21 protein-coding genes are annotated in these 26,753 nt (G+C 55.1%); 13 read left to right on the top strand and 8 right to left on the bottom strand.

What is annotated here, in order from left to right:
* Positions 1-87 precede the first annotated feature (87 nt).
* On the bottom strand, positions 88-888 hold the full coding sequence (locus tag RY075_RS22900; RefSeq protein ID WP_003861944.1) for a DeoR/GlpR family DNA-binding transcription regulator: 801 nt from the start codon (positions 886-888) through the stop codon (positions 88-90).
* Positions 889-922: 34 nt separating this feature from the next.
* A complete protein-coding gene (locus RY075_RS22905; protein WP_109949135.1) occupies positions 923-1,819 on the bottom strand; it encodes a sugar kinase in 897 nt (298 codons plus the stop codon).
* Between the two features lie 155 nt (positions 1,820-1,974).
* Between RY075_RS22905 and yihU the strand changes: the two genes are divergently transcribed.
* The 7 genes from yihU to ompL all read left to right on the top strand — a co-directional run bounded on the left by yihU (position 1,975) and on the right by ompL (position 10,712).
* Complete coding sequence (gene yihU, locus RY075_RS22910; RefSeq protein ID WP_023323900.1) at positions 1,975-2,865, top strand: sulfolactaldehyde 3-reductase; 891 nt, start codon at positions 1,975-1,977, stop codon at positions 2,863-2,865.
* 17 nt (positions 2,866-2,882) lie between these two features.
* Positions 2,883-3,758 carry a sulfofructosephosphate aldolase gene (yihT, locus tag RY075_RS22915; RefSeq protein WP_325773932.1) on the top strand — a complete coding sequence of 292 codons (876 nt, stop codon included), beginning with the start codon at positions 2,883-2,885 and terminating at the stop codon, positions 3,756-3,758.
* 14 nt (positions 3,759-3,772) lie between these two features.
* Positions 3,773-5,014, top strand: a complete 1,242-nt coding sequence (yihS, locus tag RY075_RS22920) for a sulfoquinovose isomerase (RefSeq protein ID WP_003861936.1) — start codon at positions 3,773-3,775, stop codon at positions 5,012-5,014.
* A 16-nt stretch (positions 5,015-5,030) separates the two neighbouring features.
* Positions 5,031-7,055 (top strand): alpha-glucosidase, encoded by a 2,025-nt coding sequence (locus RY075_RS22925; protein ID WP_048209948.1) that lies wholly within the window; start codon positions 5,031-5,033, stop codon positions 7,053-7,055.
* A gap of 45 nt (positions 7,056-7,100) precedes the next feature.
* Entirely contained in the window at positions 7,101-8,483 is a 1,383-nt protein-coding gene (locus RY075_RS22930) for an MFS transporter (RefSeq protein WP_003861932.1), read from the top strand.
* Between the two features lie 43 nt (positions 8,484-8,526).
* A complete protein-coding gene (locus RY075_RS22935; protein WP_023315060.1) occupies positions 8,527-9,951 on the top strand; it encodes an MFS transporter in 1,425 nt (474 codons plus the stop codon).
* Positions 9,952-10,025: 74 nt separating this feature from the next.
* Complete coding sequence (ompL, locus tag RY075_RS22940) at positions 10,026-10,712, top strand: porin OmpL (RefSeq protein WP_003861929.1); 687 nt, start codon at positions 10,026-10,028, stop codon at positions 10,710-10,712.
* A gap of 79 nt (positions 10,713-10,791) precedes the next feature.
* On the opposite strand, the gene typA is transcribed toward ompL, so the two are convergent.
* Positions 10,792-12,615: a ribosome-dependent GTPase TypA gene (gene typA, locus RY075_RS22945; RefSeq protein WP_003861927.1), complete on the bottom strand. Its 1,824-nt coding sequence runs from the start codon at positions 12,613-12,615 to the stop codon at positions 10,792-10,794.
* Between the two features lie 377 nt (positions 12,616-12,992).
* On the opposite strand from typA, the gene glnA reads away from it, so the two are divergent.
* The 4 genes from glnA (at position 12,993) to RY075_RS22965 (ending at position 17,264) form a co-directional block, all read left to right on the top strand.
* Positions 12,993-14,402, top strand: coding sequence for a glutamate--ammonia ligase (gene glnA, locus RY075_RS22950; protein ID WP_003861925.1), 1,410 nt, complete (start codon positions 12,993-12,995; stop codon positions 14,400-14,402).
* Positions 14,403-14,569: 167 nt separating this feature from the next.
* The gene (gene glnL / locus RY075_RS22955) at positions 14,570-15,619 is read left to right on the top strand and encodes a nitrogen regulation protein NR(II) (RefSeq protein ID WP_003861923.1); all 1,050 of its coding nucleotides are present in this window, start codon (positions 14,570-14,572) and stop codon (positions 15,617-15,619) included.
* 11 nt (positions 15,620-15,630) lie between these two features.
* Positions 15,631-17,043, top strand: a complete 1,413-nt coding sequence (gene glnG, locus RY075_RS22960) for a nitrogen regulation protein NR(I) (protein ID WP_003861919.1) — start codon at positions 15,631-15,633, stop codon at positions 17,041-17,043.
* A 110-nt stretch (positions 17,044-17,153) separates the two neighbouring features.
* The gene (locus tag RY075_RS22965) at positions 17,154-17,264 is read left to right on the top strand and encodes a YshB family small membrane protein (protein ID WP_017382667.1); all 111 of its coding nucleotides are present in this window, start codon (positions 17,154-17,156) and stop codon (positions 17,262-17,264) included.
* A gap of 51 nt (positions 17,265-17,315) precedes the next feature.
* Here RY075_RS22965 and hemN read toward each other — a convergent pair whose 3' ends face one another.
* Positions 17,316-18,689 carry an oxygen-independent coproporphyrinogen III oxidase gene (hemN, locus tag RY075_RS22970; protein WP_022652087.1) on the bottom strand — a complete coding sequence of 458 codons (1,374 nt, stop codon included), beginning with the start codon at positions 18,687-18,689 and terminating at the stop codon, positions 17,316-17,318.
* 188 nt (positions 18,690-18,877) lie between these two features.
* Positions 18,878-19,393: a Der GTPase-activating protein YihI gene (gene yihI / locus RY075_RS22975; RefSeq protein WP_008501860.1), complete on the bottom strand. Its 516-nt coding sequence runs from the start codon at positions 19,391-19,393 to the stop codon at positions 18,878-18,880.
* Positions 19,394-19,972: 579 nt separating this feature from the next.
* On the opposite strand from yihI, the gene yihA reads away from it, so the two are divergent.
* Positions 19,973-20,602, top strand: a complete 630-nt coding sequence (yihA, locus tag RY075_RS22980) for a ribosome biogenesis GTP-binding protein YihA/YsxC (protein ID WP_003861913.1) — start codon at positions 19,973-19,975, stop codon at positions 20,600-20,602.
* Positions 20,603-20,913: 311 nt separating this feature from the next.
* Here yihA and polA read toward each other — a convergent pair whose 3' ends face one another.
* On the bottom strand, positions 20,914-23,706 hold the full coding sequence (gene polA / locus RY075_RS22985) for a DNA polymerase I (RefSeq protein ID WP_032608128.1): 2,793 nt from the start codon (positions 23,704-23,706) through the stop codon (positions 20,914-20,916).
* Positions 23,707-24,145: 439 nt separating this feature from the next.
* Between polA and RY075_RS22990 the strand changes: the two genes are divergently transcribed.
* The gene (locus RY075_RS22990; protein WP_232967682.1) at positions 24,146-25,054 is read left to right on the top strand and encodes an acyltransferase; all 909 of its coding nucleotides are present in this window, start codon (positions 24,146-24,148) and stop codon (positions 25,052-25,054) included.
* 22 nt (positions 25,055-25,076) lie between these two features.
* Here RY075_RS22990 and dsbA read toward each other — a convergent pair whose 3' ends face one another.
* Both dsbA and RY075_RS23000 read right to left on the bottom strand, forming a co-directional pair.
* Positions 25,077-25,700, bottom strand: coding sequence for a thiol:disulfide interchange protein DsbA (dsbA, locus tag RY075_RS22995; protein WP_003861908.1), 624 nt, complete (start codon positions 25,698-25,700; stop codon positions 25,077-25,079).
* 27 nt (positions 25,701-25,727) lie between these two features.
* A complete protein-coding gene (locus tag RY075_RS23000; protein ID WP_302378301.1) occupies positions 25,728-26,714 on the bottom strand; it encodes a serine/threonine protein kinase in 987 nt (328 codons plus the stop codon).
* Positions 26,715-26,753 lie beyond the last annotated feature (39 nt).

Below are 26,753 nucleotides of genomic sequence, written 5' to 3' on the forward strand. Positions count from 1 at the left end.
GTAGCGGGAAAGAGAAACTTTAGCTATGCGCCAGATTCAGCTTAGAGAAAGGAAAGGCCCGAATCGCAATATCGGGCCATAAGAGGATCAGCCAGCCTGCTGTTCTTCTCCGGAATTGACTTCGACAACCTCAACCTTGCTGGATTTGAGGTGATTTTGCAGCGCCGGGCCGGGCAGCTCATCGGTGAACAGCGCCGTCGCCTGCGCCACGTTGCCAATTTCAACCGCCGCGGAGGCGTGGTATTTCGTATGATCGGCCGCCAGTAAAATGTGGCGGGAGTGAGCGATCATGGTTTTCACCACGCTGGCTTCGTTAACGTCAAATTCCATCATCGCGCCGTCGTGCTCTATCGCCCCGACGCTGGTGACCAGGTAATCTGCGCGAAATCCTGACACGAACGCCGTTGCCGCAGGACCGATAATGCCGCCGTTATGCGGGCGCAGCGTACCGCCGGGCACCATCACCTCAAAGCGCGGATTCTTATAAAGAATGTGCGCCACCCGCAGGCTGTTAGTGATGATGCGCAGATGATTATGGTTAAGCAGCGCCCGGGCAACGTGCTCCACGGTCGTCCCGATGGTGATAAAAATGGTCGAACCGTCGGGAATATAGTCCGCAATCGCTTCGGCAATCGCCCGTTTCTCTTCGGTAAGCGAGACTTCACGCTGTTCGAACGCCGTGTTGACCACGCTGGATGCCCTGCCCGCGCCGCCGTGATGACGGGTGATCAGCCCCTGCTCGCTGAGCTTACGGATATCCCGGCGCACGGTTTGCGTCGACACATCCAGCAGCTGCGCCAGTTCATCAATGTTCATATAGCCGCGATCGGCAATCAGCGTCAGCAGCTGATCGTGACGCGGGTTGCCGGTCAGTTCGGTAAGGCTCATGGGCTGTCCTCTGAAAACCATCACGCCCCGCATTTTATACAAAAAGTGACAAAAAAGAGCGGGTTTGATCACAGTCGGGTATACCCGCGCGTCCACCGGGCTTTGTGCATTTCAGCGCTGCGACGGCGCTGGCAAAACGCACGGCGTCTGAAGTGGACGATTGTTGCCCCAGACTGACCGCCAGCGCACCGTGGAACACGTCGCCCGCCCCCGTGGTATCCACCACGTTCACCTCAAAGCCGGGCTGATGACACAATGCGCCGTTTTCCAGCCAGAAGCAGCCGTCTCGCCCCTGCGTAACATACACATGTCCATTTGTGAGCGTTTGTGCTTTTTTCAGCGCGTCTTCGGTGTCATCCCGCTGCGTTAAACGCCGCAATCCCGGCGCGGAGAAGGCCGCGTGGTCGCTTAGGGCGATCAGCTCCGCGATGTCCTGCGGGGTGACATCCGCATCAAGCAACGTCGGTACGCCCTGCTGACGGGCCAGGGTAAATGCCTGTTTTGCCCCGTCATGCCAGCGCACGTCGGCTAAGACAATGTCCCACTGCGAGAAGTCGATTTCATGCAGCCAGTCTGCCGCCGCAGGGAGATCGGGGCTGGGGTAGTTGGCAATCACTCTTTCCCCACCTGCGTCCACCAGCACCGCCGATTGCGACGATCGGGCTCCCTTAACTACGTGCGTGTAGCGGGTATTCACCCCCAGGGATTCCAGCTCCGCAAGCAGCCGTCTGCCGGTATCGTCGTCCCCCACCCGGCCAATAAAATCCACTTCCGCGCCCAGTTTCGCGGCTGCCACTGCCGCCGTTGCCGCCGGGCCGCCGCCCACTTCCGTATAGTCTTTTGCGACATATTTCCCACCTTCTTTCGGTAAATCATCGAGATACCAGATGCGATCCAGCACGGTAATGCCGACACAAACGATGCGAGTCATGGTGATTCCTTCTGCGATTTCTGATGCCTTCATTTTAATTTCACCAAATGTTTAAAAAGTGACCCGTGTCAATTTTTTGACTATAAATTACAAATACGATCAAAAACAGACACTACAAACGCGCAAAAATTGACACGATGTGACAGGAGAGAGGCATGTCAGCAATCGCATTTATCGGCTTAGGACAGATGGGCGCGCCCATGGCGAAGAATCTGTTGAAACAGGGCCACCAGCTTAACGTTTTTGATGTGAACCCGCAGGCGGTTCAGGCGCTGGTAGAGAGCGGCGCTCGGGCGGCGGCTACGCCAGCACAGGCAGCAACGGACGCGGAATTCGTAATTACCATGCTGCCAAACGGCGACCTGGTACGCAGCGTCCTGTTCGGCGAGCACGGCGTGTGCGAAGGATTATCCCGCGACGCGCTGGTCATTGATATGTCCACCATTCACCCGCTGCAAACCGACGCGCTGATACGCGACATGGCTGAGCAAGGCTTCAGCCTGATGGACGTGCCCGTCGGACGCACCTCTGACCATGCCATCGCCGGCACGCTGCTCCTGCTGGCAGGCGGCACGGCCCAGCAGGTTGAGCGCGCCACCCCGGTCTTAATGGCGATGGGCAATGAGCTGATTAACGCCGGCGGGCCAGGCATGGGCATCCGCGTGAAGCTTATCAATAACTACATGAGCATTGCCCTGAACGCCCTTTCCGCCGAGGCCGCCGTGCTGTGCGAAGCGCTTGGCCTCTCCTTTGACGTGGCGCTCAAGGTCATGAGCGGTACGCCTGCGGGTAAAGGCCACTTCACGACATCCTGGCCGAACAAGGTGCTGAAAGGGGATCTTTCTCCCGCCTTCATGATCGACCTTGCGCATAAAGACCTGGGGATCGCCCTCGACGTGGCCAACCAGCTCCACGTTCCGATGCCGCTGGGCGCGGCCTCCCGCGAAGTTTACAACCAGGCTCGCGCCGCCGGGCGCGGGCGCGAGGACTGGACGGCCATTCTTGAACAGGTTCGCGCATCTGCCGGGCTGAAAAAATCACACTGATACGAAAGGACTGAGGAATGACGATGTACACCCTGAAAGATATCACCCGACCTTCCGGCGGTTTTGCGATGCTGGCCGTGGATCAGCGCGAAGCGATGCGCCTGATGTTTGCGGCGGCAGGCGCGCCGGTACCGGTAACCGACCAGCACCTGACGGATTTTAAAGTCAACGCGGCAAAAATTCTGTCGCCGTACGCCTCTGCGATCCTTGTCGACCAGCAGTTCTGCTATCGCCAGATTGTCGGGCAGCAGGCCGTGGCAAAAAGCTGCGCGATGATTGTTGCAGCCGACGAGTTTATTCCGGGGAACGGTATTCCGGTCGACAGCGTGGTGATCGACAAGAACGTCGACGCGCAGACGGTCAAACGCGATGGCGGCAAAGCACTGAAGCTGCTGGTGCTGTGGCGCAGCGATGAAGATCCGCAGCAGCGCCTGGAGATGGTGAAAGCGTTCAATACGCTGTGCCACGATAACGGTCTGCTGAGCATTATCGAGCCGGTGGTGCGTCCACCGCGTCGCGGTGCCGCGTTTAACCGCGAACAGGCGATTATCGACGCGGCCAAAGAGCTGGGCGACAGCGGTGCCGACCTCTACAAAGTGGAGATGCCACTGTTTGGCAAGGGCACGCAGCAAGAGCTGCTGGCGGCCTCGCAAAAGCTTAACGAGAACATCGCCATGCCGTGGGTGATCCTCTCGTCCGGCGTTGACGATAAGTTATTCCCGCGCGCGGTGAGCGTGGCGATGCAGGCGGGGGCATCGGGCTTTTTAGCCGGTCGCGCCGTCTGGTCCTCTGTGATTGGCCTGCCGGACACCGAGCTGATGCTGCGTGATATTTCCGTACCAAAACTTCAGCGTCTGGGTGAGATCGTCGACGAAATGATGGCTCGCCGTTAAGAAAGGATCCGAACATGAAATGGTTTAACACCCTGAGCCATAACCGCTGGCTCGAACAAGAGACCGACCGCATTCTCGATTTCGGTAAAAACGCCGCCGTACCGACCGGCTTTGGCTGGCTGGGCAATAACGGGCAGGTGCGTAGCGATATGGGCACACATCTGTGGATCACCGCCCGCATGCTGCATGTGTACGCGGTGGCGGCGAACATGGGGCGCCCCGGCGCGTACGCCCTGGTTGAGCACGGCATTAATGCCCTGAACGGTCCGCTGCGCGACAAGCAGCACGGCGGCTGGTACGCCTGCGTAAACGATGAAGGCGTGATTGATGCGTCCAAGCAGGGCTATCAGCATTTCTTCGTTCTGCTGGGCGCGGCGAGCGCCGTCACCACCGGCCATCCGCAGGCACGCAAGTTGCTGGACGACGCCATCGAGGTGATTGAGCGCTATTTCTGGAGCGAACAGGAGCAGATGTGCCTGGAGTCCTGGGACGAAGCCTTCAGCAAAACGGAAGACTATCGCGGCGGTAACGCCAACATGCACGCCGTGGAAGCTTTCCTCATCGTTTATGACGTGACCCACGACCGCAAATGGCTCGACCGCGCCCTGCGCATCGCCTCGGTGATTATTCACGACGTGGCGCGCAAAGGGGAGTACCGCGTTAACGAGCATTTTGACACCAACTGGAACCCGATCCGCGACTATAACATCGATAACCCCGCCCACCGCTTCCGCGCCTATGGCGGCACGCCGGGGCACTGGATCGAGTGGGGCCGCCTGATGCTGCACCTGCGCGCCGCCCTGGAAGCGCGCTTTGAAACCCCGCCGGAGTGGCTGCTGGAAGATGCGAAAGGACTGTTCCACGCCACCATCCGCGACGCCTGGGCACCCGACGGGGCGGACGGCTTTGTCTACTCCGTGGGCTGGGACGGCAAGCCAATCGTGCGCGAACGCGTGCGCTGGCCAATCGTCGAGGCGATGGGCACGGCCTATGCCCTCTATACCGTGACCGGCGAGGCGCAGTACGAAGCCTGGTATCAGAAATGGTGGGATTACTGCATCAAGTACCTGATGGATTACGAAAACGGATCCTGGTGGCAGGAGCTGGACACCAATAACGAAGTGACCACCAAAGTCTGGGACGGCAAGCAGGATATTTACCATCTGCTGCACTGCCTGGTGATCCCCCGCCTGCCGCTGGCGCCGGGCTTAGCGCCTGCCGTCGCCGCCGGATTACTGGATAGCCAGGCCAAATAATTAAGATGGAGTTTTTATGCGTACCCTACACAATATTGACCTGAAAAATAACGAAAGTGGCTTCACCCTGCGCTGGCAGGACCGTCTGATTTTATCCCACACCGCGGATGCCCCTTGCCTGTGGATTGGCGCAGGTGAGGCGGATATCGAGATGTTTCGCGGCAACTTCAGCATCAAAGACAAGCTCAACGAAAAGATTGCCCTGACGAACGCGACCGTTACGCAGCAAAGCGCGGGCTGGGCAATCCGCTTTACCCGCGGCGATGCGGTAAGCGCGACGCTGCTGGTGGGCGTGGATGGTGAAGGCCGTCTGGAGCTGAAGCTGAAAAATGATGCTCCCGGCCATAACCGCATCTGGTTGCGGCTGGCAGCTCAGCCTGACGATCATATTTACGGCTGCGGCGAGCAGTTCTCGTATTTCGATTTGCGCGGCAAGCCGTTCCCGCTGTGGACCAGCGAGCAGGGCGTGGGCCGCAATAAGCAGACCTACGTCACCTGGCAGGCCGACTGCAAAGAGAACGCGGGCGGTGACTACTACTGGACCTTCTTCCCGCAGCCCACCTTCGTGAGCACCCAGAAGTACTACTGCCACGTGGATAACAGCTGCTACATGAACTTTGACTTCAGCGCCCCTGACTTCCACGAGCTGGCGTTCTGGGAAGATAACGCCACGCTGCGCTTCGAATGTGCGGAAACGTACGTCGATCTGCTGGAAAAACTGACCGGCCTGCTGGGACGCCAGCCGGAGCTGCCGGACTGGGTGTACGACGGCGTGACGCTGGGCATCCAGGGCGGCACCGAGGTGTGCCAGCAGAAGCTCGACACCATGCGTAACGGCGGCGTAAAGGTGAACGGCATCTGGGCGCAGGACTGGTCCGGCATCCGCATGACCTCCTTTGGCAAACGCGTAATGTGGAACTGGAAGTGGAACAGCGCGCTCTATCCGCAGCTTGATGCGCGTATTGCGCAGTGGAAAGAGGAAGGCGTGCAGTTCCTCTCCTATATCAACCCGTACGTCGCCAGCGATAAAGATCTCTGCGAAGAGGCCGCGAAACGCGGCTATCTGACCAAAAACGCCGACGGCAAGGACTACCACGTCGAGTTCGGCGAGTTCTACGCGGGCGTTATCGACCTGACCAACCCGGCAGCCTACGACTGGTACAAAGAGGTCATTAAAAAGAACCTGATCGAACTGGGCTGCGGCGGCTGGATGGCCGATTTCGGGGAATATCTGCCGACCGATACCTTCCTGCACAACGGCGTGAGCGCGGAGATCATGCATAACGCCTGGCCTGCCCTGTGGGCGAAATGTAACTTCGAAGCGCTGGAGGAGACCGGCAAGCTCGGGGAGATCCTGTTCTTCATGCGCGCAGGCTACACCGGTAGCCAGAAGCACTCGGTGATGATGTGGGCGGGGGATCAGAACGTCGACTGGAGCCTGGACGACGGTCTGGCTTCCGTCGTACCGGCGGCGCTGTCGCTGGCGATGACCGGGCACGGCCTGCACCACAGCGACATTGGCGGCTATACGACGCTCTTCGAGATGAAGCGCAGCAAAGAGCTGCTGCTGCGCTGGTGTGATTTCAGCGCCTTTACGCCGATGATGCGTACCCACGAGGGCAACCGCCCTGGCGATAACTGGCAGTTCGACGGCGACGCGGAAACCATTGCGCACTTCGCGCGCATGACCACCGTCTTCACCACCCTGAAGCCGTATATCAAAGCTGCGGTTGCGCAGAACGCGAAAAGCGGCCTGCCGGTGATGCGTCCGCTTTTCCTGCACTACGAGGACGACGCGCGCGCCTACACGCTGAAATACCAGTATCTGTTTGGCCGCGATCTGCTGGTGGCGCCGGTCCATGAAGAGGGACGCCGCGACTGGTCGCTCTATCTGCCGCAGGACACCTGGGTCAATGCGTGGACCGGAGAAACCTGCCAGGGCGGTGACATCACCGTTGATGCCCCGCTCGGCAAACCGCCGGTCTTCTATCGCCAGCAAAGCGAATGGGCCGATCTGTTTAGCACCTTACGTCATATCTGATAAGGCTCGCCCGCGGGGAAACCTGCGGGCAGACGGAGAACAATAATGAGTCAACATACTTCTGATCCGGCAACCCTGCGCCTGCCGTTTAAAGAAAAACTCGCCTACGGGATGGGCGATCTCGGCTCTAACATCCTGCTTGATATCGGCACGCTGTATCTGCTGAAGTTCTACACCGACGTGCTGGGGCTGCCGGGCACCTACGGCGGGATTATCTTCCTGATTGCGAAGTTTTTTACCGCCTTCACCGATATGGGCACCGGGATCATGCTCGATTCCCGGCGCAAGATCGGCCCGAAAGGGAAATTCCGCCCGTTTGTGCTGTATGCAGCCTTCCCGGTAACGTTGCTGGCGATTGCCAACTTCGTCGGAACACCGTTTGAAATCACCGGTAAAACGGTGATGGCGACGGTGCTGTTCATGCTGTACGGCCTGTTCTTCAGCATGATGAACTGCTCCTACGGCGCGATGGTGCCCGCCATTACCAAAAACCCGGACGAGCGTGCTTCGCTGGCCGCCTGGCGCCAGGGCGGCGCCACGCTGGGTCTGCTGCTCTGTACGGTGGGCTTTGTCCCGGTGATGAACCTGATTGAGGGCAACGACCAGCTTGGCTACATCTTTGCCGCCACCCTCTTCTCGCTGTTCGGGCTGTTCTTTATGTGGTGGTGCTATAAGGGCGTTACCGAGCGTTACGTCGAGACGCAGCCTGCTAACCCGGCGCAGAAACCGGGGCTGTTGCAGTCGTTTCGCGCCATCGCCGGGAACCGTCCGCTGTTTATCCTGTGCATCGCTAACCTGTGCACGCTGGGCGCCTTTAACGTCAAACTCGCCATTCAGGTCTACTACACGCAGTACGTGCTGAACGACCCGATCCTGCTGTCGTATATGGGCTTCTTCAGCATGGGCTGTATTTTTATCGGCGTCTTTATGATGCCCGGCGCGGTGCGGCGCTTCGGCAAGAAAAAGGTCTACATCAGCGGGCTGATGATTTGGGTGGCGGGCGATCTGCTTAACTACTTCTTCGGCGGCGGCTCGGTGAGCTTTGTGGCGTTCTCCTGCCTGGCGTTCTTCGGTTCCGCGTTCGTGAACAGCCTGAACTGGGCGCTGGTGTCCGATACCGTGGAATACGGCGAGTGGCGCACCGGCGTGCGCTCCGAGGGAACGGTCTACACCGGCTTTACCTTCTTCAGGAAGGTCTCGCAGGCGCTGGCGGGCTTCTTCCCGGGGATCATGCTCACCCAGATCGGCTATGTGCCGAACGTGGTGCAGTCCGCCGGGACGGTTGAAGGGCTGCGGCAGCTGATATTTATCTACCCGAGCCTGCTGGCGGTCATCACCATCGTGGCGATGGGCTGCTTCTACAACCTCAACGAGAAGATGTATGTGCGCATAGTGGAAGAGATCGAACTGCGCAAACGTACGGCATAAATGACGTGATTGAGCGCCCTGCGGGGCGCTTTGAGGATCGACCATGACACATAATACTGATCCGTTAACCCTGAAATTGAGCCTGCGAGAGAAGTGCGCCTACGGGATGGGTGATTTTGGCTCGAACCTGATGCTGTGTATTGGCACGCTGTATCTGCTTAAGTTTTACACGGACGAGCTGGGCATGCCCGCGTTCTACGGCGGCATCATTTTTCTGGTCGCCAAGTTCTTTACCGCGTTCACCGACATGCTGACCGGGGTGCTGCTGGATTCCCGGCGTAACATTGGCCCGAGGGGGAAGTTCAGGCCATTCATACTTTACGCCTCCGTTCCGGTGGCGCTGGTCGCGACGGCGCAGTTTATGGCCAACGACTTTAGCCTGACGGTGAAAACGGCCCTCGCCACCGTGCTCTTCATGATGTTTGGCCTCTGCTACAGCCTGATGAACTGCGCCTACGGTGCAATGGTTCCGGCCATCACCAAAAACCCGAACGAGCGCGCGCAGCTTGCGGCGTGGCGTCAAGGCGGCGCAACGGTAGGACTGTTGCTCTGCACCGTCGGCTTTATGCCGATTCAGGCGCTGTTCATCAGCCAGCCCTCACTCGGCTATCTGGTGGCCGCGCTGGTGTTCGTCACCGGGGGACTGTTCTGCATGTGGTGGTGCTACAGCGGGGTGAAAGAACGCTACGTCGAGCTTACGCCCGATCACCATAAGCCCGGCATTCTGAAATCATTCTGCGCGATTTTCCGCAATCCGCCGCTGCTGGTGCTGTGCATCGCCAACCTCTGTACCCTCGCCGCGTTTAACATCAAGCTGGCGATTCAGGTCTATTACACCCAGTACGTGCTGAACGATCTGCATCTCCTGTCGTGGATGGGCTTTTTCAGCATGGGCTGCATTCTGATTGGCGTGTTTCTGGTGCCCGGCGCGGTGAAGCGCTTTGGCAAGAAGCCGGTCTATCTGGGCGGGCTGACGCTGTGGGCGGTGGGCGACGTGCTGAATTTTTTCTGGGGGACCAGCTCCCTGCTGTTCGTGCTGTTTTCCTGCATGGCCTTCTTCGGCACGGCGTTTGTTAATAGCCTGAACTGGGCGCTGGTGCCGGATACCGTTGATTACGGCGAGTGGAAAACCGGCATTCGCGCCGAAGGGTCGGTGTATACCGGCTATACCTTCTCGCGCAAAATCTCCGCCGCGCTCGCCGGTTTCCTGCCCGGCATCATGCTGACCCAGATTGGCTACGTTCCTCACGCCGTGCAGAGCGCGGGCACGCTGCTTGGGTTGCGTCAGCTTATTTTCCTCTGGCCGTGCGGCCTGGCAATCGTCGCCGCCGTGACCATGGGGCTATTTTATAAACTCAACGAAGCGCGCTTCGCCTTTATTATCGAGGAGATTGGAAAACGGAAGAAACAGACAGCAAATACCCCTGAGATAACCACCAACAATAAAGCGTCAGCAGTCACTTTATAACAATAAATCCGGCCACTATGTCCTTCCTGTTTATCAGGAGGGAGGCCTTTCTGTACCTGATACATGGACAAATTATGAAAAGAATCATCACCGTACTGATCGTGTCGTCTGTGTCCTGCCCGGTATTTGCCGGGGCCTACGTCGAAACGCGCGAAGCCTACAACACCGCCTCAGAGCTGCACGAAGTGATCCTGCGTGCGGGCTATAACTTCGATATGGGCGCGGGGCTGATGTTCACCAACGCTTATAACGTGGGGAAATGGGACGAACTGAAACACAGCTATAACGAAATCGAGGGGTGGTATCCGCTCTTCAAACCGACCGACAAACTGACCTTCCAGCCCGGCGGCTTAATTAATGACAGCAGCGCAGGATCAGGTGGCGCGGTTTATTTAGATACCAATTACAAATTTACGGACTGGTTTAATCTGACGTTCCGCTATCGCTATAACCATAACAATTACGATACGCCGGACTATAACGGGCAGATGGATAAGAACGACACGCATGAATTCGCCAACTACTGGAATTTCAAAGTGACGGATGCGTTTTTCTACACCTTTGAGCCGCACTTTTTCCAGCGGGTGAATGATTACCACAGCAAAAATGGCAAAGATCATCACTGGGAAATTACTAACAAGTTCAGCTATAAAATCGACAGAAACTGGCTGCCGTATCTTGAGCTACAGTGGCTGGACCGATGGAATGATTACAACCGGGAGCAGTACCGGATCCGTTTAGGGTTACGGTATTCGTTCTAATAAAAAAGCCGCTGATCGCTCAGCGGCTTTTTCGTTGCCGGGTGGCGCATGCGCTTACCCGGCCTACGGCATAACCGAATTAGTCTTCTTTCGCACCGCGCATTGCACGTTTACGATCGTTCTCAGTCAGGTGACGTTTACGGATACGAATTGACTGAGGCGTCACTTCGACCAGTTCGTCATCATCGATGAATTCCAGCGCCTGCTCCAGGGTCATCTTGATCGGTGGAACCAGAACCGTTGCTTCGTCAGTACCGGACGCACGCATGTTGGTCAGTTTCTTACCGGTCAGGCAGTTTACCGTCAGGTCGTTAGAACGGCTGTGAATACCGATGATCTGGCCTTCGTAAACTTCAGCACCGTGACCCAGGAACAGCTTACCGCGATCCTGCAAACCGAACAGCGCAAACGCAACCGCTTTACCCTGACCGTTGGAGATCAGCACGCCGTTGTTACGCTGGCCCACTTCGCCCGGACGAACGTCGTCGTAGTGGCTGAAGGTGGAGTACAGCAGACCGGTACCGGAAGTCATGGTCATGAACTCAGAACGGAAGCCGATCAGGCCACGGCTTGGGATCACGTAGTCGAGACGTACGCGGCCTTTGCCATCTGGATTCATGTTTTTCAGGTCGCCTTTACGCTCACCCAGTGCCTGCATCACAGAACCCTGGTGCTGCTCTTCAACGTCCAGCGTTACGTTTTCGAACGGCTCTTGTTTACGGCCATCGATTTCGCGGAAGATAACTTTCGGACGGGAAACCGCCATCTCGAAACCTTCACGACGCATGTTCTCAATCAGAACAGACAGGTGCAGCTCACCACGACCCGAAACGCGGAATGCATCAGCGTCTTCGGTTTCTTCAACGCGCAGCGCAACGTTGTGCACCAGCTCTTTGTTCAGGCGGTCAAGGATCTGACGAGAGGTAACGAACTTACCTTCTTTACCACAGAACGGAGAGGTGTTGACGTTGAAGAACATGGATACGGTTGGTTCATCAACGGACAGGGCTGGCAGCGCTTCGACGTTCTGCGGATCGCAGATGGTGTCGGAGATGTTCAGTTCACCCAGACCGGTGATAGCGATGATGTCGCCCGCTTCAGCGATGTCGCTCTCGATACGCTCAAGACCCAGGTGAGTCAGCACTTTACCGACTTTACCGTTACGGGTTTTGCCTTCGCTATCGATGATAGTGACCTGCTGATTAGGCTTCACTTTACCGCGCTTGATACGACCAATGCCGATTACGCCAACATAGTTGTTGTAGTCGAGCTGAGAGATCTGCATTTGCAGGGTGCCTTCCAGGTCAACGTTTGGCGCAGGAACGCGGTCAACAATCGTCTGGTACAGCGGAGTCATGTCTTCCGCCATGTCTTCGTGATCCAGACCGGCGATACCGTTCAGCGCAGACGCATAAACGATAGGGAAGTCCAGCTGTTCATCGGTCGCGTCGAGGTTAACGAACAGGTCGAAGACCTGGTCAACAACCCAGTCAGGACGCGCGCCAGGACGGTCAACCTTGTTGATCACAACGATAGGTTTCAGGCCGTGGGCAAATGCTTTTTTGGTCACGAAGCGCGTTTGCGGCATAGGGCCATCAAATGCGTCAACCACCAGCAGCACGGAATCCACCATGGACATCACGCGCTCAACTTCACCACCGAAGTCGGCGTGCCCTGGGGTATCAACGATGTTGATACGGTAGTCATTCCATTTGATAGCGGTGTTTTTGGCGAGGATGGTAATCCCACGCTCTTTCTCCAAATCGTTGGAGTCCATCACACGCTCTTGAGTTTCGGCACGAGCATCAAACGTACCGGACTGCTGTAGCAGCTTATCAACCAGGGTAGTTTTACCATGGTCGACGTGCGCGATGATGGCGATATTACGCAATTTTTCGATCACAACTTTGCCTCAGGCATTTAGAAATAGCGCGTTATTGTACACGGATTAATCGCACTACAAAACAGGATCACAAACATCCCCCGCAAACAAGTATTGCAGAGATGCTTTGTGATCGCTTTCACGGAGCGGTAAAAGGGCACTTTAACGTAAATTGCACCAATATGGTGCTCGATGTTCACACAGAAGCACTATAATGGTGCAACAAATCCAATGTGGTGCAGCCCTTCTGCACTATGGTGCGCATGATAACGCCTTTTTGGGGTGTTTTAAAAGTTGGCACAGATTTCGCTTTACAGAAATACAGTAAAAATATGGCAGCCCAGCCGATTTGAAGACCTCGTTACCACGACGACAATGACCAATCTGGAGAGTTAAGTATGTCCGCTGAACACGTTTTGACGATGCTGAACGAACATGAAGTGAAGTTTGTTGATCTGCGCTTCACCGATACCAAAGGTAAAGAACAGCACGTCACGATCCCTGCTCATCAGGTGAACGCCGAATTCTTTGAAGAAGGCAAAATGTTTGACGGCTCCTCCATTGGCGGCTGGAAAGGCATTAACGAATCCGACATGGTTCTGATGCCAGATGCAACCACTGCGCTCATTGACCCGTTCTACGAAGAACCTACGCTGATCATCCGCTGCGATATTCTGGAACCTGGCACGCTGCAAGGCTATGACCGTGACCCACGCTCCATCGCAAAACGCGCTGAAGAGTACCTGCGCTCTACCGGCATCGCAGACACCGTTCTGTTCGGGCCAGAGCCAGAGTTCTTCCTGTTCGACGACATCCGTTTTGGTGCTTCCATTTCTGGCTCCCACGTCGCTATCGATGACATCGAAGGCGCATGGAACTCTTCCACCAAGTACGAAGGTGGTAACAAAGGTCACCGTCCGGGCGTGAAAGGCGGTTACTTCCCGGTTCCTCCGGTCGATTCTTCACAGGACATCCGTTCTACCATGTGTCTGATCATGGAAGAGATGGGCCTGGTTGTTGAAGCGCACCACCACGAAGTGGCAACGGCTGGCCAGAACGAGATCGCTACCCGCTTCAACACCATGACCAAAAAAGCGGATGAGATTCAGATCTACAAATACGTTGTACACAACGTTGCGCACCGTTTCGGTAAAACCGCGACCTTCATGCCAAAACCAATGTTTGGCGACAACGGTTCCGGCATGCACTGCCACATGTCCCTGTCCAAGAACGGCACCAACCTGTTCTCTGGTGACAAGTATGCGGGTCTGTCTGAGCAGGCGCTGCACTACATCGGCGGTGTTATCAAACACGCTAAAGCGATCAACGCCCTGGCGAATCCGACCACGAACTCCTACAAGCGTCTGGTTCCAGGCTACGAAGCACCCGTGATGCTGGCGTACTCTGCCCGTAACCGTTCTGCTTCTATCCGTATCCCGGTGGTTGCGTCTCCGAAAGCGCGTCGTATCGAAGTGCGCTTCCCGGACCCGGCGGCTAACCCATACCTGTGCTTCGCAGCACTGCTGATGGCCGGTCTGGACGGTATCAAGAACAAGATCCACCCGGGCGAAGCCATGGACAAAAACCTGTACGACCTGCCGCCAGAAGAAGCGAAAGAGATCCCACAGGTTGCCGGCTCTCTGGAAGAAGCCCTGCAAGCGCTGGACGCAGACCGCGAGTTCCTGACCGCTGGCGGTGTGTTCACCGATGAAGCTATCGACGCTTACATCGCGCTGCGTACCGAAGAAAACGACCGCGTTCGCATGACGCCGCACCCGGTTGAGTTTGAACTGTACTACAGCGTTTAATTGTTTTGTTTTACCCGGCGCATACGCGTCGGGAGTAGTTGCCGTGGAAACTTTAGCCCATCTTCGGATGGGCTTTTTTCTCCACCAACAACCTGATCTCACGCGCTTTTTACCTCTAAAACGCTATACTGCACTAAAATAGTGCAACGACTCCAGGAGACTGCTGAATGGCAACTGGCACGCTGCCCGATGCTGGGCAGATCCTCAATTCTTTGATTAACAGTATTTTGCTGGTCGACGACGAGCTGGCGGTGCATTACGCCAACCCGGCGGCGCAACAGCTGCTCGCCCAAAGCGCCAGAAAACTGTTTGGCACGCCGCTGCCGGAACTGCTGAGCTATTTCTCGCTGAATATTGGTCTGATGCAGGAGAGTTTGCAGGCGGGTCAGGGCTTCACCGATAACGAAGTGACGCTGGTGATTGACGGACGCTCGCATATTTTGTCCCTCACCGCACAGCGCCTGCCAGATGGCATGATTCTGCTGGAAATGGCGCCGATGGATAACCAGCGTCGTCTCAGCCAGGAGCAGCTTCAGCATGCGCAGCAGATTGCGGCGCGCGACCTGGTGCGCGGGCTGGCCCATGAGATCAAAAACCCGCTGGGCGGCTTACGCGGTGCGGCACAGCTTTTGACCAAAGCGCTGCCTGACCCTGCCCTGGCGGAGTATACCAACGTCATTATCGAGCAGGCGGACCGTCTGCGTAATCTGGTCGATCGCCTGCTCGGGCCACAGCAGCCGGGGATGCATGTTTCAGAAAGCATTCACAAGGTCGCGGAGCGGGTGGTGAAACTCGTCTCTATGGAGCTGCCGGATAACGTCACGCTGGTGCGTGATTACGACCCAAGCCTGCCGGAGCTGGCGCACGATCCGGACCAGATTGAACAGGTGCTGTTGAACATTGTGCGTAACGCGTTGCAGGCGCTGGGCCCGGAGGGTGGCGAAATTATTCTGCGTACCCGCACCGCGTTCCAGCTGACGCTGCACGGCGTGCGTTATCGTCTGGCGGCACGTATTGATGTGGAAGATAACGGGCCGGGGATCCCGCCGCATCTCCAGGACACTCTGTTCTACCCGATGGTCAGCGGTCGCGAAGGCGGCACCGGGCTGGGGTTATCCATAGCCCGTAATTTGATTGACCAACACTCCGGCAAAATTGAATTTACCAGTTGGCCGGGACATACCGAGTTTTCGGTTTTCCTGCCGATTAAAAAATAAAGGTGACGTTTATGCAACGAGGGATAGTCTGGGTAGTCGATGACGATAGCTCCATCCGTTGGGTGCTTGAACGCGCGCTCACAGGAGCGGGATTAAGCTGCACGACGTTTGAGAGCGGCAGCGAGGTGCTCGACGCACTCACCACCAAAACGCCGGACGTTCTGCTCTCGGATATTCGCATGCCGGGCATGGACGGACTGGCGCTCTTAAAGCAGATCAAACAGCGCCACCCCATGCTTCCGGTCATCATAATGACCGCCCACTCCGACCTGGATGCCGCCGTTAGCGCCTACCAGCAGGGAGCGTTTGATTATCTGCCAAAACCGTTTGATATCGACGAAGCCGTTGCCCTGGTCGAACGCGCCATCAGCCACTATCAGGAGCAACAGCAGCCCCGCCACGCGCCGGATTTCGGGCCTACGACAGACATCATCGGTGAAGCGCCGGCCATGCAGGACGTGTTTCGCATCATCGGGCGTCTGTCGCGCTCGTCTATCAGCGTCTTGATTAACGGTGAATCAGGGACCGGTAAAGAGCTGGTTGCACACGCCCTGCATCGCCACAGCCCGCGGGCGAAAGCCCCCTTTATCGCCCTGAACATGGCAGCGATCCCTAAGGATTTAATTGAATCTGAGCTGTTCGGCCACGAAAAAGGGGCGTTTACCGGAGCCAATACCATTCGTCAGGGACGCTTTGAACAGGCTGACGGCGGCACGCTTTTCCTGGATGAAATCGGCGATATGCCGCTGGATGTTCAGACCCGACTGCTGCGCGTGCTGGCAGATGGCCAGTTTTACCGCGTGGGCGGGTATGCGCCGGTGAAGGTGGACGTGCGTATTATTGCCGCGACGCACCAGAACCTGGAGCTGCGCGTGCAGGAGGGGAAATTCCGTGAGGATTTATTCCATCGTCTGAACGTGATCCGTGTCCACCTGCCGCCGCTGCGCGAGCGTCGGGAAGATATCCCGCGTCTGGCGCGCCATTTCCTGCAAGTGGCGGCCCGCGAGCTGGGCGTGGAAGCCAAGCAGCTTCATCCGGAAACGGATGCCGCCCTCACCCGTCTGGCGTGGCCTGGCAACGTGCGTCAGCTGGAAAACACCTGTCGCTGGCTGACCGTGATGGCCGCCGGACAGGAAGTGTTGATTCAGGATCTCCCCGCCGAGCTGTTTGAAGCCACCGTGCCCGAAAGCACCGCCGGACATGCGCTGCCGGACAGCTGGGCGACGCTGCTGGCGCAGTGGGCAGATCGCGCGCTGCGTTCCGGTCATCAAAATCTGCTCTCCGAAGCGCAGCCGGAGATGGAGCGCACGCTGTTAACTACCGCGCTTCGTCATACCCAGGGCCACAAACAGGAAGCGGCTCGCCTGTTGGGATGGGGTCGAAACACCCTGACGCGCAAGCTGAAAGAGCTGGGAATGGAGTGATCTTACTCCGCTGTGTAAAGGTTACTAATTGAGCGCAAAGTGCCGTTATTTTGCGCTTTACTGTTCCGATGAGTTTTGTATGATCGTGCCCGGAAACAGGGGGGAGCATCATGCTGGAATCATTAGTGACTTTGCTTTCGAGCGGAGCAGCAGAAAGCCACACGCCACAAACTGCCGTTGCGGCGGTGCTGTGTGCGGCGCTGGTTGGGCTGTTTAGCTAACGAGCTGTTGATGAAAAGCCGGGTGGCGCTTCGCTTACCCGGCTTTTCAACTTAAATCACCCGCGAGAACTGCTGTAAACGCGCCTTCTGACGCAGATAGGCATCGAAGCACATGCAGATATTACGAATCAACAGACGTCCTTTCGGCGTGACGACCACCGCGCTTTCCGACACATCCACCAGCCCGTCCTTCGCCAGCGGCGCAAGGAGTTTCAGGTCTTCGGCAAAGTAATCGCTGAATTGCAGATCCCATTGCGACTCCACCTCGCGGAATTCGAGACGGAAGTTGCAGATAAGCGCCTTAATCACATCACGACGGATGCAGTCGTCACGCGTTAACGCAATGCCGCGCCACAATGCGTTACCCGTTTCATCAACCTGCTGGTAGTACAGCTTCAGCTCTTTCTGGTTCTGAGCGTAGCAGTCGCCAATCATGCTGATGGCGGAGACGCCCATTCCGAGCAGATCGGTATCGCCCTGGGTGGTGTAACCCTGGAAGTTACGGTGGAGAACACCTTCGCGCTGGGCAATTGCCAGTTCGTCGTCAGGGCGGGCAAAGTGATCCATCCCGATAAACTGATAGCCGGTTTCGGTCAGCGAGGCGATGGTCTCCTGCAAAATGTCCAGCTTCTGCTGGGCGGAAGGCAGATCCGCATCTTTGATTTTGCGCTGAGCGGCGAACAGCGTCGGCAGGTGCGCGTAATTAAAGACGCTCAGACGGTCCGGGTTAAGCTCAGCCACGCGTTTAAGCGTGTAGGCGAAGCTCTCCGGCGTCTGCTTCGGCAGGCCGTAAATCAGGTCTATATTCGTTGAGGTAAAGCCGATTTCACGCGCATGGTTGAGTAAGGCAAAGATAAACGCTTCGTCCTGCTCGCGGTTTACCAGGCGCTGTACTTCTTTATTGAAGTCCTGTACGCCCATACTCAGGCGGTTGAAGCCTTCAGCGCGTAAATGATCCAGCACATCCAGCTCGATTTCACGTGGATCGACCTCGATCGAAATTTCGGCGTCGTCGTTAAAACTGAAATTGTCGCGCAGCAGCGCCATCAGGCGGCTGATCTGCGCTTTATTCAGATAGGTTGGCGTACCACCGCCCCAGTGAAGCTGGCTAACGTGACGCCCTTTAAACAGCGGTGCGCGGTGCAGAATTTCCTGTTCGAGCGCATCGAGGTATTGATCGGCTTTGTGCTGCTGGCGGGTAACGATTTTATTGCAGCCGCAGAAGTAGCAGAGCTTATGGCAGAATGGAATATGGACGTAGAGCGACAGCGGGCGCTCGGGATAGCGCGCCACAGCATGCTGAAAATCCGCCTCGCCGAAAGCGTCAGAAAACTCCAGCGCGGTGGGGTATGAGGTATAACGCGGCCCAGAATAGTTATATTTCTGGATCAGGGCCAAATCCCAGTCGATAGATGGTACAGACATGCTCACTCCTTCCGTTGGTGTCGCGTTCGTATACGGCGGCCCGTTCTGGTCCCGTTGCGGGCCATCATTCGGGTGCGCAGCCACTTCTGTCGCCGCGACAACCGCCGTAGTTTAACGAATAACCACACCAGATAACATATAACCGGAAGGGTTATAAGCAGGACGAGTGTACCTGCCGGGTGCAAATGTTAGTTTCCACCCTTCAGAAGACGCATCATATCTTCCTGCTTTTCGTCTTCCTCTTCGTCGTCTTCGTCATCGTAAGACAGACCCAGCTTCTGCATCAGCTCGTCGATGCGATCCAGTTTGGCATCCACCCATGACTGCTCTTCGGCGGTCAAGGTTTCACCCTCTTCAAGACGTTCCAGCAGCGCGTCCAGGCGCTCATCGTTCTCCAGCAAATCCAGCTCAGCCTGCGGTGAAAGCATAGGTTTCTCGCTCTTTGGTTTGTGCTGCTTAGTGACCGGGGTGTCTGTCACGCCCAGTGGAATGGGAGTTTTACTGCCGATACGAGGATCTTTCTGCTGCTTGCTTTTTGCAGAAGCGCCTGCGGCACCGCCACCGTTAGCACGGCTACCCGCAGCATGGCCACGATGTTTTTTATCGCGTTTGCGATCGCGCGCTTCCTGATTCAGTTCTTCGCGCGTTTTGCGGCGTGCTTTTGCAGGGCGTTTCGCGCCCGCAGCGGAGGTCGGTTTTTTCATGATGTTTTATCTTTAAGTCGTTTTCTTCAGTATAGAATTGCGGCGAAATCTAGCAGAAAGCAAGCAAAGAAAAAAGGCGACAGAGCAATCTGTCGCCTTTTTTCCTGACTCACAACCCTTAACGGGTCAGACATTCCCTGTTTGCCTGCAACAAACCCTGTTTATCCCTTGGCTACTACCGTCCGTGATACGGTTCCGTTTCCTGTTAAAAACGCCTCCAGGCGCCGGTCGTCCTGACAATCCTGAGTCTTCGCCTCCTGGCGCTCCTGACCCTTATCCTTAAGTCGTTATCCTGTTGGCATCCTCGCCGTAGCACACACTTTACCTTGTTCCTTTAAACTAACAAGCAACGAAAAGGTACAAAACCGGATTTTCAGATAATTACTCATTAATAACTCTTTGAATTTTAATATCTTGAGTTTTTTAGCCCCTGCGATTTCTCTTAAATTTCTCATACGCTTAAGGGCAAATCTCTTACATTTCGCAGGGCTTTCACTTACATGTCAATGACGAAGGGAAAAGCCTTTTGCCCGCATTCAGGTATAATCCCCGCAGATTACGATTTTTGGAGACGACCACGTGACTACCTGGAACTACCAACAGACGCATTTTGTCACTAGTGCGCCCGATATTCGCCACCTGCCCTCAGACACAGGGATTGAAGTGGCATTTGCTGGCCGCTCCAATGCGGGAAAATCCAGTGCCCTGAATACGCTGACCAATCAGAAAAACCTGGCGCGTACCTCAAAAACACCTGGCCGTACACAACTGATTAACCTGTTTGAAGTGGCTGAAGGCAAACGCCTGGTCGATTTACCGGGCTACGGTTACGCGCAGGTACCGGAAGAGATGAAGATCAAATGGCAGCGTGCGCTGGGTGAATACCTGGAAAAACGCATGTGTCTGAAAGGCCTGGTGGTGCTGATGGATATTCGTCATCCGCTGAAAGATCTCGACCAGCAGATGATTGACTGGGCGGTGGCAAGCGATATTGCGGTGCTGGTACTGCTGACAAAAGCGGATAAGCTGGCGAGCGGCGCGCGCAAGGCACAGGTGAATAAGGTTCGTGAAGCGGTGCTGGCATTCAACGGTGATGTACAGGTTGAACCGTTCTCCTCGCTGAAAAAGCAGGGCGTGGATAAACTGCGTCAGAAGCTCGACAGCTGGTTTAACGATCTGGAACCGGCGACAGAAGCGGAAGCAGAGTAATAACAGGCGCGGCGATGACCGCGCTTTTTTCGCCTGAAACTTTCTTTGCCGCAATAAAAAACGCCCCAGTCATTACTGACTGGGGCGGCTAAAATATTCAGCCAAATCCGATTACGTGAAGTAAAAGGTCTGAAAGATAGAACATCTTACCTCTGTACCCTACGTCGTTAACTCTACTCTTTTTTTATCGCTGGACAAAGCACTTTTTGTAGTTTTTTTTCATTCTTTACATAGGGAATTCTAATGATCGTCACAAAACGCGCGTACTTATGTTGCTTACTTACATAAAACGCGCGTTATTCCGTTAGCCCTTAGTGAGCCTGATCCCAGTTTTCGCCGCTACCCACTTCCACCAGCAACGGAACGTCCAGCTTCATGCTGTTTTCCATCAGTTCATGGATCTTCTGAGAGACCGTCTCCAGATCGTCTTTATGAACTTCAAAGACCAGTTCATCGTGTACCTGCATGATCATTTTCACGCGCGGCTTCTCTTTTTCCAACCAGGCATCGACGGCGATCATTGCGCGTTTAATGATGTCCGCCGCAGTGCCCTGCATAGGGGCGTTAATCGCAGCACGTTCAGCACCCGCGCGGCGCGCGGCGTTGCTGGATTTGATGTCCGGAAGGTAGAGACGACGGCCATCCAGCGTTTCAACGTAGCCTTTCTCTTTCGCCTGCGCGCGGGTACGTTCCATATATTCCAGCACGCCCGGATACCGCTCGAAGTAGAGATCCATATACTTCTGCGACTCTTTACGCGGAATATTGAGCTGGCGTGAAAGACCAAAGGCACTCATGCCGTAAATCAGACCGAAGTTGATCGCTTTTGCGCTACGACGCTGCTCATTTGTCACGCTCTCCAGCGGCAGCCCAAACACTTCGGCAGCGGTTGCCCGGTGAATGTCCTTCCCTTCGGCAAAGGCCGTCAGCAGGCCTTTGTCGCGTGACAGGTGCGCCATAATACGCAGTTCGATTTGCGAGTAGTCCGCGGAGACAATCAGATAATCCTCTGGCGCAATGAAAGCCTGGCGAATACGGCGGCCCTCTTCATTACGCACCGGAATGTTCTGAAGGTTAGGATCGGTTGACGAAAGTCGCCCGGTCGCCGCCACAGCCTGGTGATAGGAGGTGTGCACGCGGCCCGTTTTCGGGTTGATCATCAACGGCAGTTTGTCGGTATAGGTCGATTTCAGCTTAGCCAGACCGCGGTATTGCAGAATAACTTTTGGCAGCGGATAGTCCAGCGCCAGCTCTTCCAGCACCTCTTCAGACGTTGAAGGAGCGCCGCCCGGGGTTTTCTTCAGCGGCTTGATACCCTGTTTTTCAAACAGGATGGTTTGCAGCTGTTTCGGTGAAGACAGGTTAAATGCCTCGCCAGCAAGCTCATGCGCTTTCTGTTCAAGCTCGGTCAGGCGCTGCGCCAGCTCACCAGAGTGGTTATGCAGCACCGTTGGGTCGATTTTAACGCCATTGCGCTCAATGCGGGACAGCACAGGCACCAGCGGCATCTCAATGTTCTCGAACACATTCAGCGGCCCTTCGTGCTTCTGCAATTTCGGCCACATTTTGAGATGCAGCTGTAGCGTGACGTCAGCGTCTTCCGCGGCGTAGCGGCCTGCCTCTTCCAGCGCGATCTGGTTAAAGGTCAGCTGATTTTTACCCTTACCGGCAATTTCTTCAAAGGTGATGGTTTTGTGTTTCAGCCAACGATCGGATAAGGAATCCATATCATGGCGGCCCGCCACGCTGTCCAGAATGTAAGATTCAAGCATGGTGTCAAAAGCGATACCACGCAGCTCAATGCCGTAGTTTTGCAGAATACCGCGGTCATACTTCAGGTTTTGCCCGACCTTCAGCGCTTTCTCGTCTTCCAGAATCGGCTTCAGCAGTTCTAAGGCGCGCTCGCGGGAGATTTGCTCCGGCGCATCCAGATAGTCGTGAGCAACCGGAACATAGGCGGCAACACCCGGCTCCGTCGCGAATGACAGACCCACCATATTAGCCGTAATGTTATCAAGGCTATCCGTTTCGGTATCGAAAGCAAAGACTGGCGCTTTTTTCAGCTTTTCAATCCAGGCGACGAGCCGTGACTCTTCCAGGATGGTTTCATAGTTGTCGAAGGAGAGCGCTATCGCCTCTTCTTCTGCCTGCTCTTCGGCATCGACAACGATGGTCTCTTTCGGCTTCGCCGCAGGTTTAGCCCCTTTCGCCTGAAGCCATTTCCCGGCTTCAACATCCGCGGTCCAGCGTTTAAATTCGTATTTTCTGAACAGACCAAGCAGTTCGTCGGCGGCGGGTTCCTGCACTTCCAGCTGCTCGCAGGTAAGCTCCAGCTCTACGTCAGTTTTGATAGTGGCCAACTGATAGGAGAGATAAGCCACCTCTTTGTTATCGGCGAGCTTTCCGGCCATGGTTTTTGCGCCACGGAAGGTAAGACCGGCAATTTTGTCGGACTCTGCATACAGCGTATCCAGCCCGCCCAGCCCTTGCAGCAGCGCCTGAGCTGTTTTTTCACCCACGCCCGGCACGCCAGGAATGTTATCCGAGGAATCGCCCATCAGGGCGAGGAAATCAATAATGAGCTCTGGCGGCACACCATATTTGGCGACCACTTCTTCCGGGCCAAGAATGGTGTTTGTCATGGTGTTGATCAGCGTAATCCCTGGCGTTACCAGCTGCGCCATGTCTTTATCACCGGTACTGATCAGAACCGGGCGGCCTGCTTTTTCCGCTTCGCGCGCCAGGGTACCAATTACGTCGTCAGCTTCAACGCCAGAGACCGCCAGCAGTGGCAGCCCCATCGCTTTCACCATAGCGTGCAGCGGTTCAATCTGCGCACGCAGATCGTCAGGCATAGGGGGACGGTGTGATTTGTAGTGCTCAAATAATTCATCGCGGAAGGTTTTACCCTTCGCATCAAACACCACGGCCGCATGGGTTGGATGGTATTGCAGAATCAGGCTGCGCAGCATATTCAGCACGCCGTACATTGCGCCGGTAGGTTCCCCTGCGCTGTTGGTCAGAGGAGGAAACGCATGATACGCCCGATACAGGTAAGAAGAGCCATCGACGAGTATAAGTGGGTTTTCTGGGATCTGAACCATAATGTCCGTGCCTGTTATGAATTTATGGGTAAAGGATGCCACAGAAGGATGAAAACATCAGGTTTTAGCGCTTTATACAGAAAAAGATTTTGCGATCGGGAAGATCGCTCGCAAAACAAAACTGTGGATAAGTTTGTGCATATTTTTAATGCAGGTGAATAACAGCTTGATAAAAGTGATATTGAAAACTTATTTATCTATTTAAATCAAACAATTAATACAAGATCAATTAAGATCACACCTCACTGATGGTTATTTAGTCTTTGTGGATATAAGGCTTAAGCACCTTGTCTATAGGGAAAAATTCGCGGCCTGCCAGGAAAAGCCGCGGCCTCCTGGTGTGAAAGCGCCCTGGTCTGAGCGAATTTCTGATAAGATCGGCGCCCAGCACCGGATAGCCGGCTGCTCAATTACAGCTAACTATCTGAAAAAATTCATCATGTCGAGAATACTCGCTGCGATAACATTATTGTTAAGCGTCATTTTAACTATTCTGGTTACTATCGTCTGTTCTGTGCCAATCATCGTTGCCGGAATAATTAAGCTCCTGTTGCCTGTCCCTCCGGTATGGCGCGCGGTGTCTGCTTTTTGTAATTTTATGATGTACTGCTGGTGTGAAGGCCTGGCGATCCTGCTGCATCTGAACCCCTGGCTGAAGTGGGACGTTCAGGGTCTGGAGAAGCTGAACAAAAAGAACTGGTATCTGCTGATCTGCAATCACCACAGCTGGGCCGACATTGTTGTATTGTGCGTACTGTTTCGCAAACACATTCCGATGAATAAATACTTTCTGAAACAGCAGCTGGCCTGGGTGCCTTTCATTGGTCTGGCCTGCTGGGCGCTGGATATGCCGTTTATGAAACGCTATTCACGCAGCTATTTGATTCGTCATCCGGAACGCCGCGGTAAGGACGTGGAAACCACGCGCCGTTCTTGCGAGAAGTTTCGCGCGCATCCCACCACCATTGTTAACTTCGTCGAAGGATCGCGCTTTACCGAAGAGAAGCGCCAACAAACTCGCTCTCCTTATCAGAACCTGTTGCCGCCAAAGGCTGCGGGCATCGCAATGGCGCTCAACGTGCTGGGGGAGCAGTTCGATAAATTGTTGAACGTAACGCTCTGCTATCCGGAAAACGACAGGACGCCATTCTACGACATGCTCAGCGGCAGGCTGACGCGTATCGTTGTCCGCGTTGATCTGGTGCCCGTCAATACTGAACTGCACGGGGATTACGTCAACGATAAAAACTTCAAACGTCGTTTCCAGCTTTGGCTTAATACACTCTGGAAAGAGAAAGACGAGCAGATAGCGAAGATTAAATCTTCATACAAAAACGCCGGTCAGTGACCGGCGTTTTTCTTTATGGTTGTTACTTTTTCTCAACCAGGTATTTCACGGTATCAGCGTACTGTTGTACGAAGATATCCATGCTGGTCGTGTCCATACCACGCATATTCACCTGGTATTTGCCGTTAACATACATCGCCGGCACGCCCTGCAACTGGAAGTCAGCGGCAGCTTTTTCCTGCTGTGCCACGAGAGATTTCACCACAAAACTGTTCCAGGCAGCGTCGTAGTCTTCACCTTTCACACCGGCATCTACGAACACTTTACGGATATCTGCCGTAGTTTGTACGGTCTGGGTTTTCTGTACGGCTTCAAACATAGGCGCGGTGATCTTATCTTCCACACCCAGCGCAATCGCGACCGCCCATGCCTGAGTCAGATCTTTGCCCAGTGGGCCAAGGAACTCAACGTGGTATTTCGTCATTTTGGTGCCTTCCGGCAGCTTTTTCTTCACGTTGTCAGAAACATGAAGTACCTGCTCAAACTCGTAGCAGTGCGGGCAGTAGAAGGAGAAGAACTCCAGCACCTGAGGCTCGCCAGCAACAGGCTTGTCTAGCGTAATGTACTGCTTGCCGTCGGTAAACTGCGCAGCAGTTGCGCTAAATGCCAGAATCATACCAGCCAGCGCCAGCCAAATTTTTTTCATGATCAACTCTCTCCTGGGTGTGTCCAATTAATACATCGGCGTTAATTGCAAAGGGGGTTCCTGTAGAACCTTAACCTGCTCGGTAAATGTAGATATCTGGTTGCGCCAGTAATCCTCCCCGGTAAGCCAGGGGAAATTTCGGGGAAAAGCCGGGTCTTCCCAACGCCTGATTAACCACGCGAGATAATAAACAAATCGCATCGCACGTAAAGGCTCTATCAAGGCAATTTCGTCTGAATTAAAGGAGCTAAATTCTTCATAAGCTTCAATTATGGTCTCAAGCTGCATGCGCTGCTCGGCTTTATCACCGTTGAGTTGCATCCACAGATCCTGCACCGCGGGTCCCATACGTGCGTCATCAAGATCGACAAATAGCGGCCCATCGCGCCAGAGAATATTCCCGGCGTGGCAGTCACCGTGCAGGCGCAGAGTAGTAATATCATCCCGCCAGCAGGCTTTTACAGCATCAATAAGCTTATCGGTCGCCGTGAGGAAATTATCCTTTAGTGCATTCGGGATCAGCGCCGATGTTTCGAATACCTGTCGCGGCTCAATAAGATATTCCTTAACACCAATCGTCGGACGGGCAACGAACGGTTTTTTACGTCCCGTCTGATGAATGCGCCCCAGATAGCGGGCAACCCATTCCAGCTGATCGATATTATCTGCCTCAAACTGTCTTCCGCCCAGGCTCGGAAATACCGCGTAGTAAAAGCCCTGATGGGTCAGCAGCGTTTGGTTATTGAATTTAATCGGTGCCGCAACGGGAACATCATCATCCAGTAGATCGTGGGCAAACTGATGTTCTTCCTGAATTTGTTCTGCGGACCAGCGCTGTGGACGGTAAAACTTTACGACAAAGCGCTGGCGCTCTTCGTCCTGAAATTGGTAGACACGGTTTTCGTAGCTGTTTAAAGCGGTTAACCCGGAATCCACCCGAATACCCTGCTCGAACAGCGCATCCATAATGGTATCCGGGTGTAGTGTCTGGAAAGTAAAAGCCTGGTCGTTCATCCGATCATCCGGAAATTATACGAATGATTCAGGATATCA

This window comes from Enterobacter sp. JJBC (genome assembly GCF_036936505.1).
Classification (GTDB): Bacteria; Pseudomonadota; Gammaproteobacteria; order Enterobacterales; family Enterobacteriaceae; genus Enterobacter; species Enterobacter hormaechei_C.

Bases quoted from the DNA above. Each gene is read 5' to 3' on its own strand.
- RY075_RS22900 (WP_003861944.1), bottom strand. From the start codon at position 888: ATGAGCCTTACCGAACTGACCGGCAACCCGCGTCACGATCAGCTGCTG.
- RY075_RS22905 (WP_109949135.1), bottom strand. From the start codon at position 1,819: ATGACTCGCATCGTTTGTGTCGGCATTACCGTGCTGGATCGCATCTGG.
- yihU (WP_023323900.1), top strand. From the start codon at position 1,975: ATGTCAGCAATCGCATTTATCGGCTTAGGACAGATGGGCGCGCCCATG.
- yihT (WP_325773932.1), top strand. From the start codon at position 2,883: ATGACGATGTACACCCTGAAAGATATCACCCGACCTTCCGGCGGTTTT.
- yihS (WP_003861936.1), top strand. From the start codon at position 3,773: ATGAAATGGTTTAACACCCTGAGCCATAACCGCTGGCTCGAACAAGAG.
- RY075_RS22925 (WP_048209948.1), top strand. From the start codon at position 5,031: ATGCGTACCCTACACAATATTGACCTGAAAAATAACGAAAGTGGCTTC.
- RY075_RS22930 (WP_003861932.1), top strand. From the start codon at position 7,101: ATGAGTCAACATACTTCTGATCCGGCAACCCTGCGCCTGCCGTTTAAA.
- RY075_RS22935 (WP_023315060.1), top strand. From the start codon at position 8,527: ATGACACATAATACTGATCCGTTAACCCTGAAATTGAGCCTGCGAGAG.
- ompL (WP_003861929.1), top strand. From the start codon at position 10,026: ATGAAAAGAATCATCACCGTACTGATCGTGTCGTCTGTGTCCTGCCCG.
- glnA (WP_003861925.1), top strand. From the start codon at position 12,993: ATGTCCGCTGAACACGTTTTGACGATGCTGAACGAACATGAAGTGAAG.
- glnL (WP_003861923.1), top strand. From the start codon at position 14,570: ATGGCAACTGGCACGCTGCCCGATGCTGGGCAGATCCTCAATTCTTTG.
- glnG (WP_003861919.1), top strand. From the start codon at position 15,631: ATGCAACGAGGGATAGTCTGGGTAGTCGATGACGATAGCTCCATCCGT.
- RY075_RS22965 (WP_017382667.1), top strand. From the start codon at position 17,154: ATGCTGGAATCATTAGTGACTTTGCTTTCGAGCGGAGCAGCAGAAAGC.
- hemN (WP_022652087.1), bottom strand. From the start codon at position 18,689: ATGTCTGTACCATCTATCGACTGGGATTTGGCCCTGATCCAGAAATAT.
- yihI (WP_008501860.1), bottom strand. From the start codon at position 19,393: ATGAAAAAACCGACCTCCGCTGCGGGCGCGAAACGCCCTGCAAAAGCA.
- polA (WP_032608128.1), bottom strand. From the start codon at position 23,706: ATGGTTCAGATCCCAGAAAACCCACTTATACTCGTCGATGGCTCTTCT.
- RY075_RS22990 (WP_232967682.1), top strand. From the start codon at position 24,146: ATGTCGAGAATACTCGCTGCGATAACATTATTGTTAAGCGTCATTTTA.
- dsbA (WP_003861908.1), bottom strand. From the start codon at position 25,700: ATGAAAAAAATTTGGCTGGCGCTGGCTGGTATGATTCTGGCATTTAGC.
- RY075_RS23000 (WP_302378301.1), bottom strand. From the start codon at position 26,714: ATGAACGACCAGGCTTTTACTTTCCAGACACTACACCCGGATACCATT.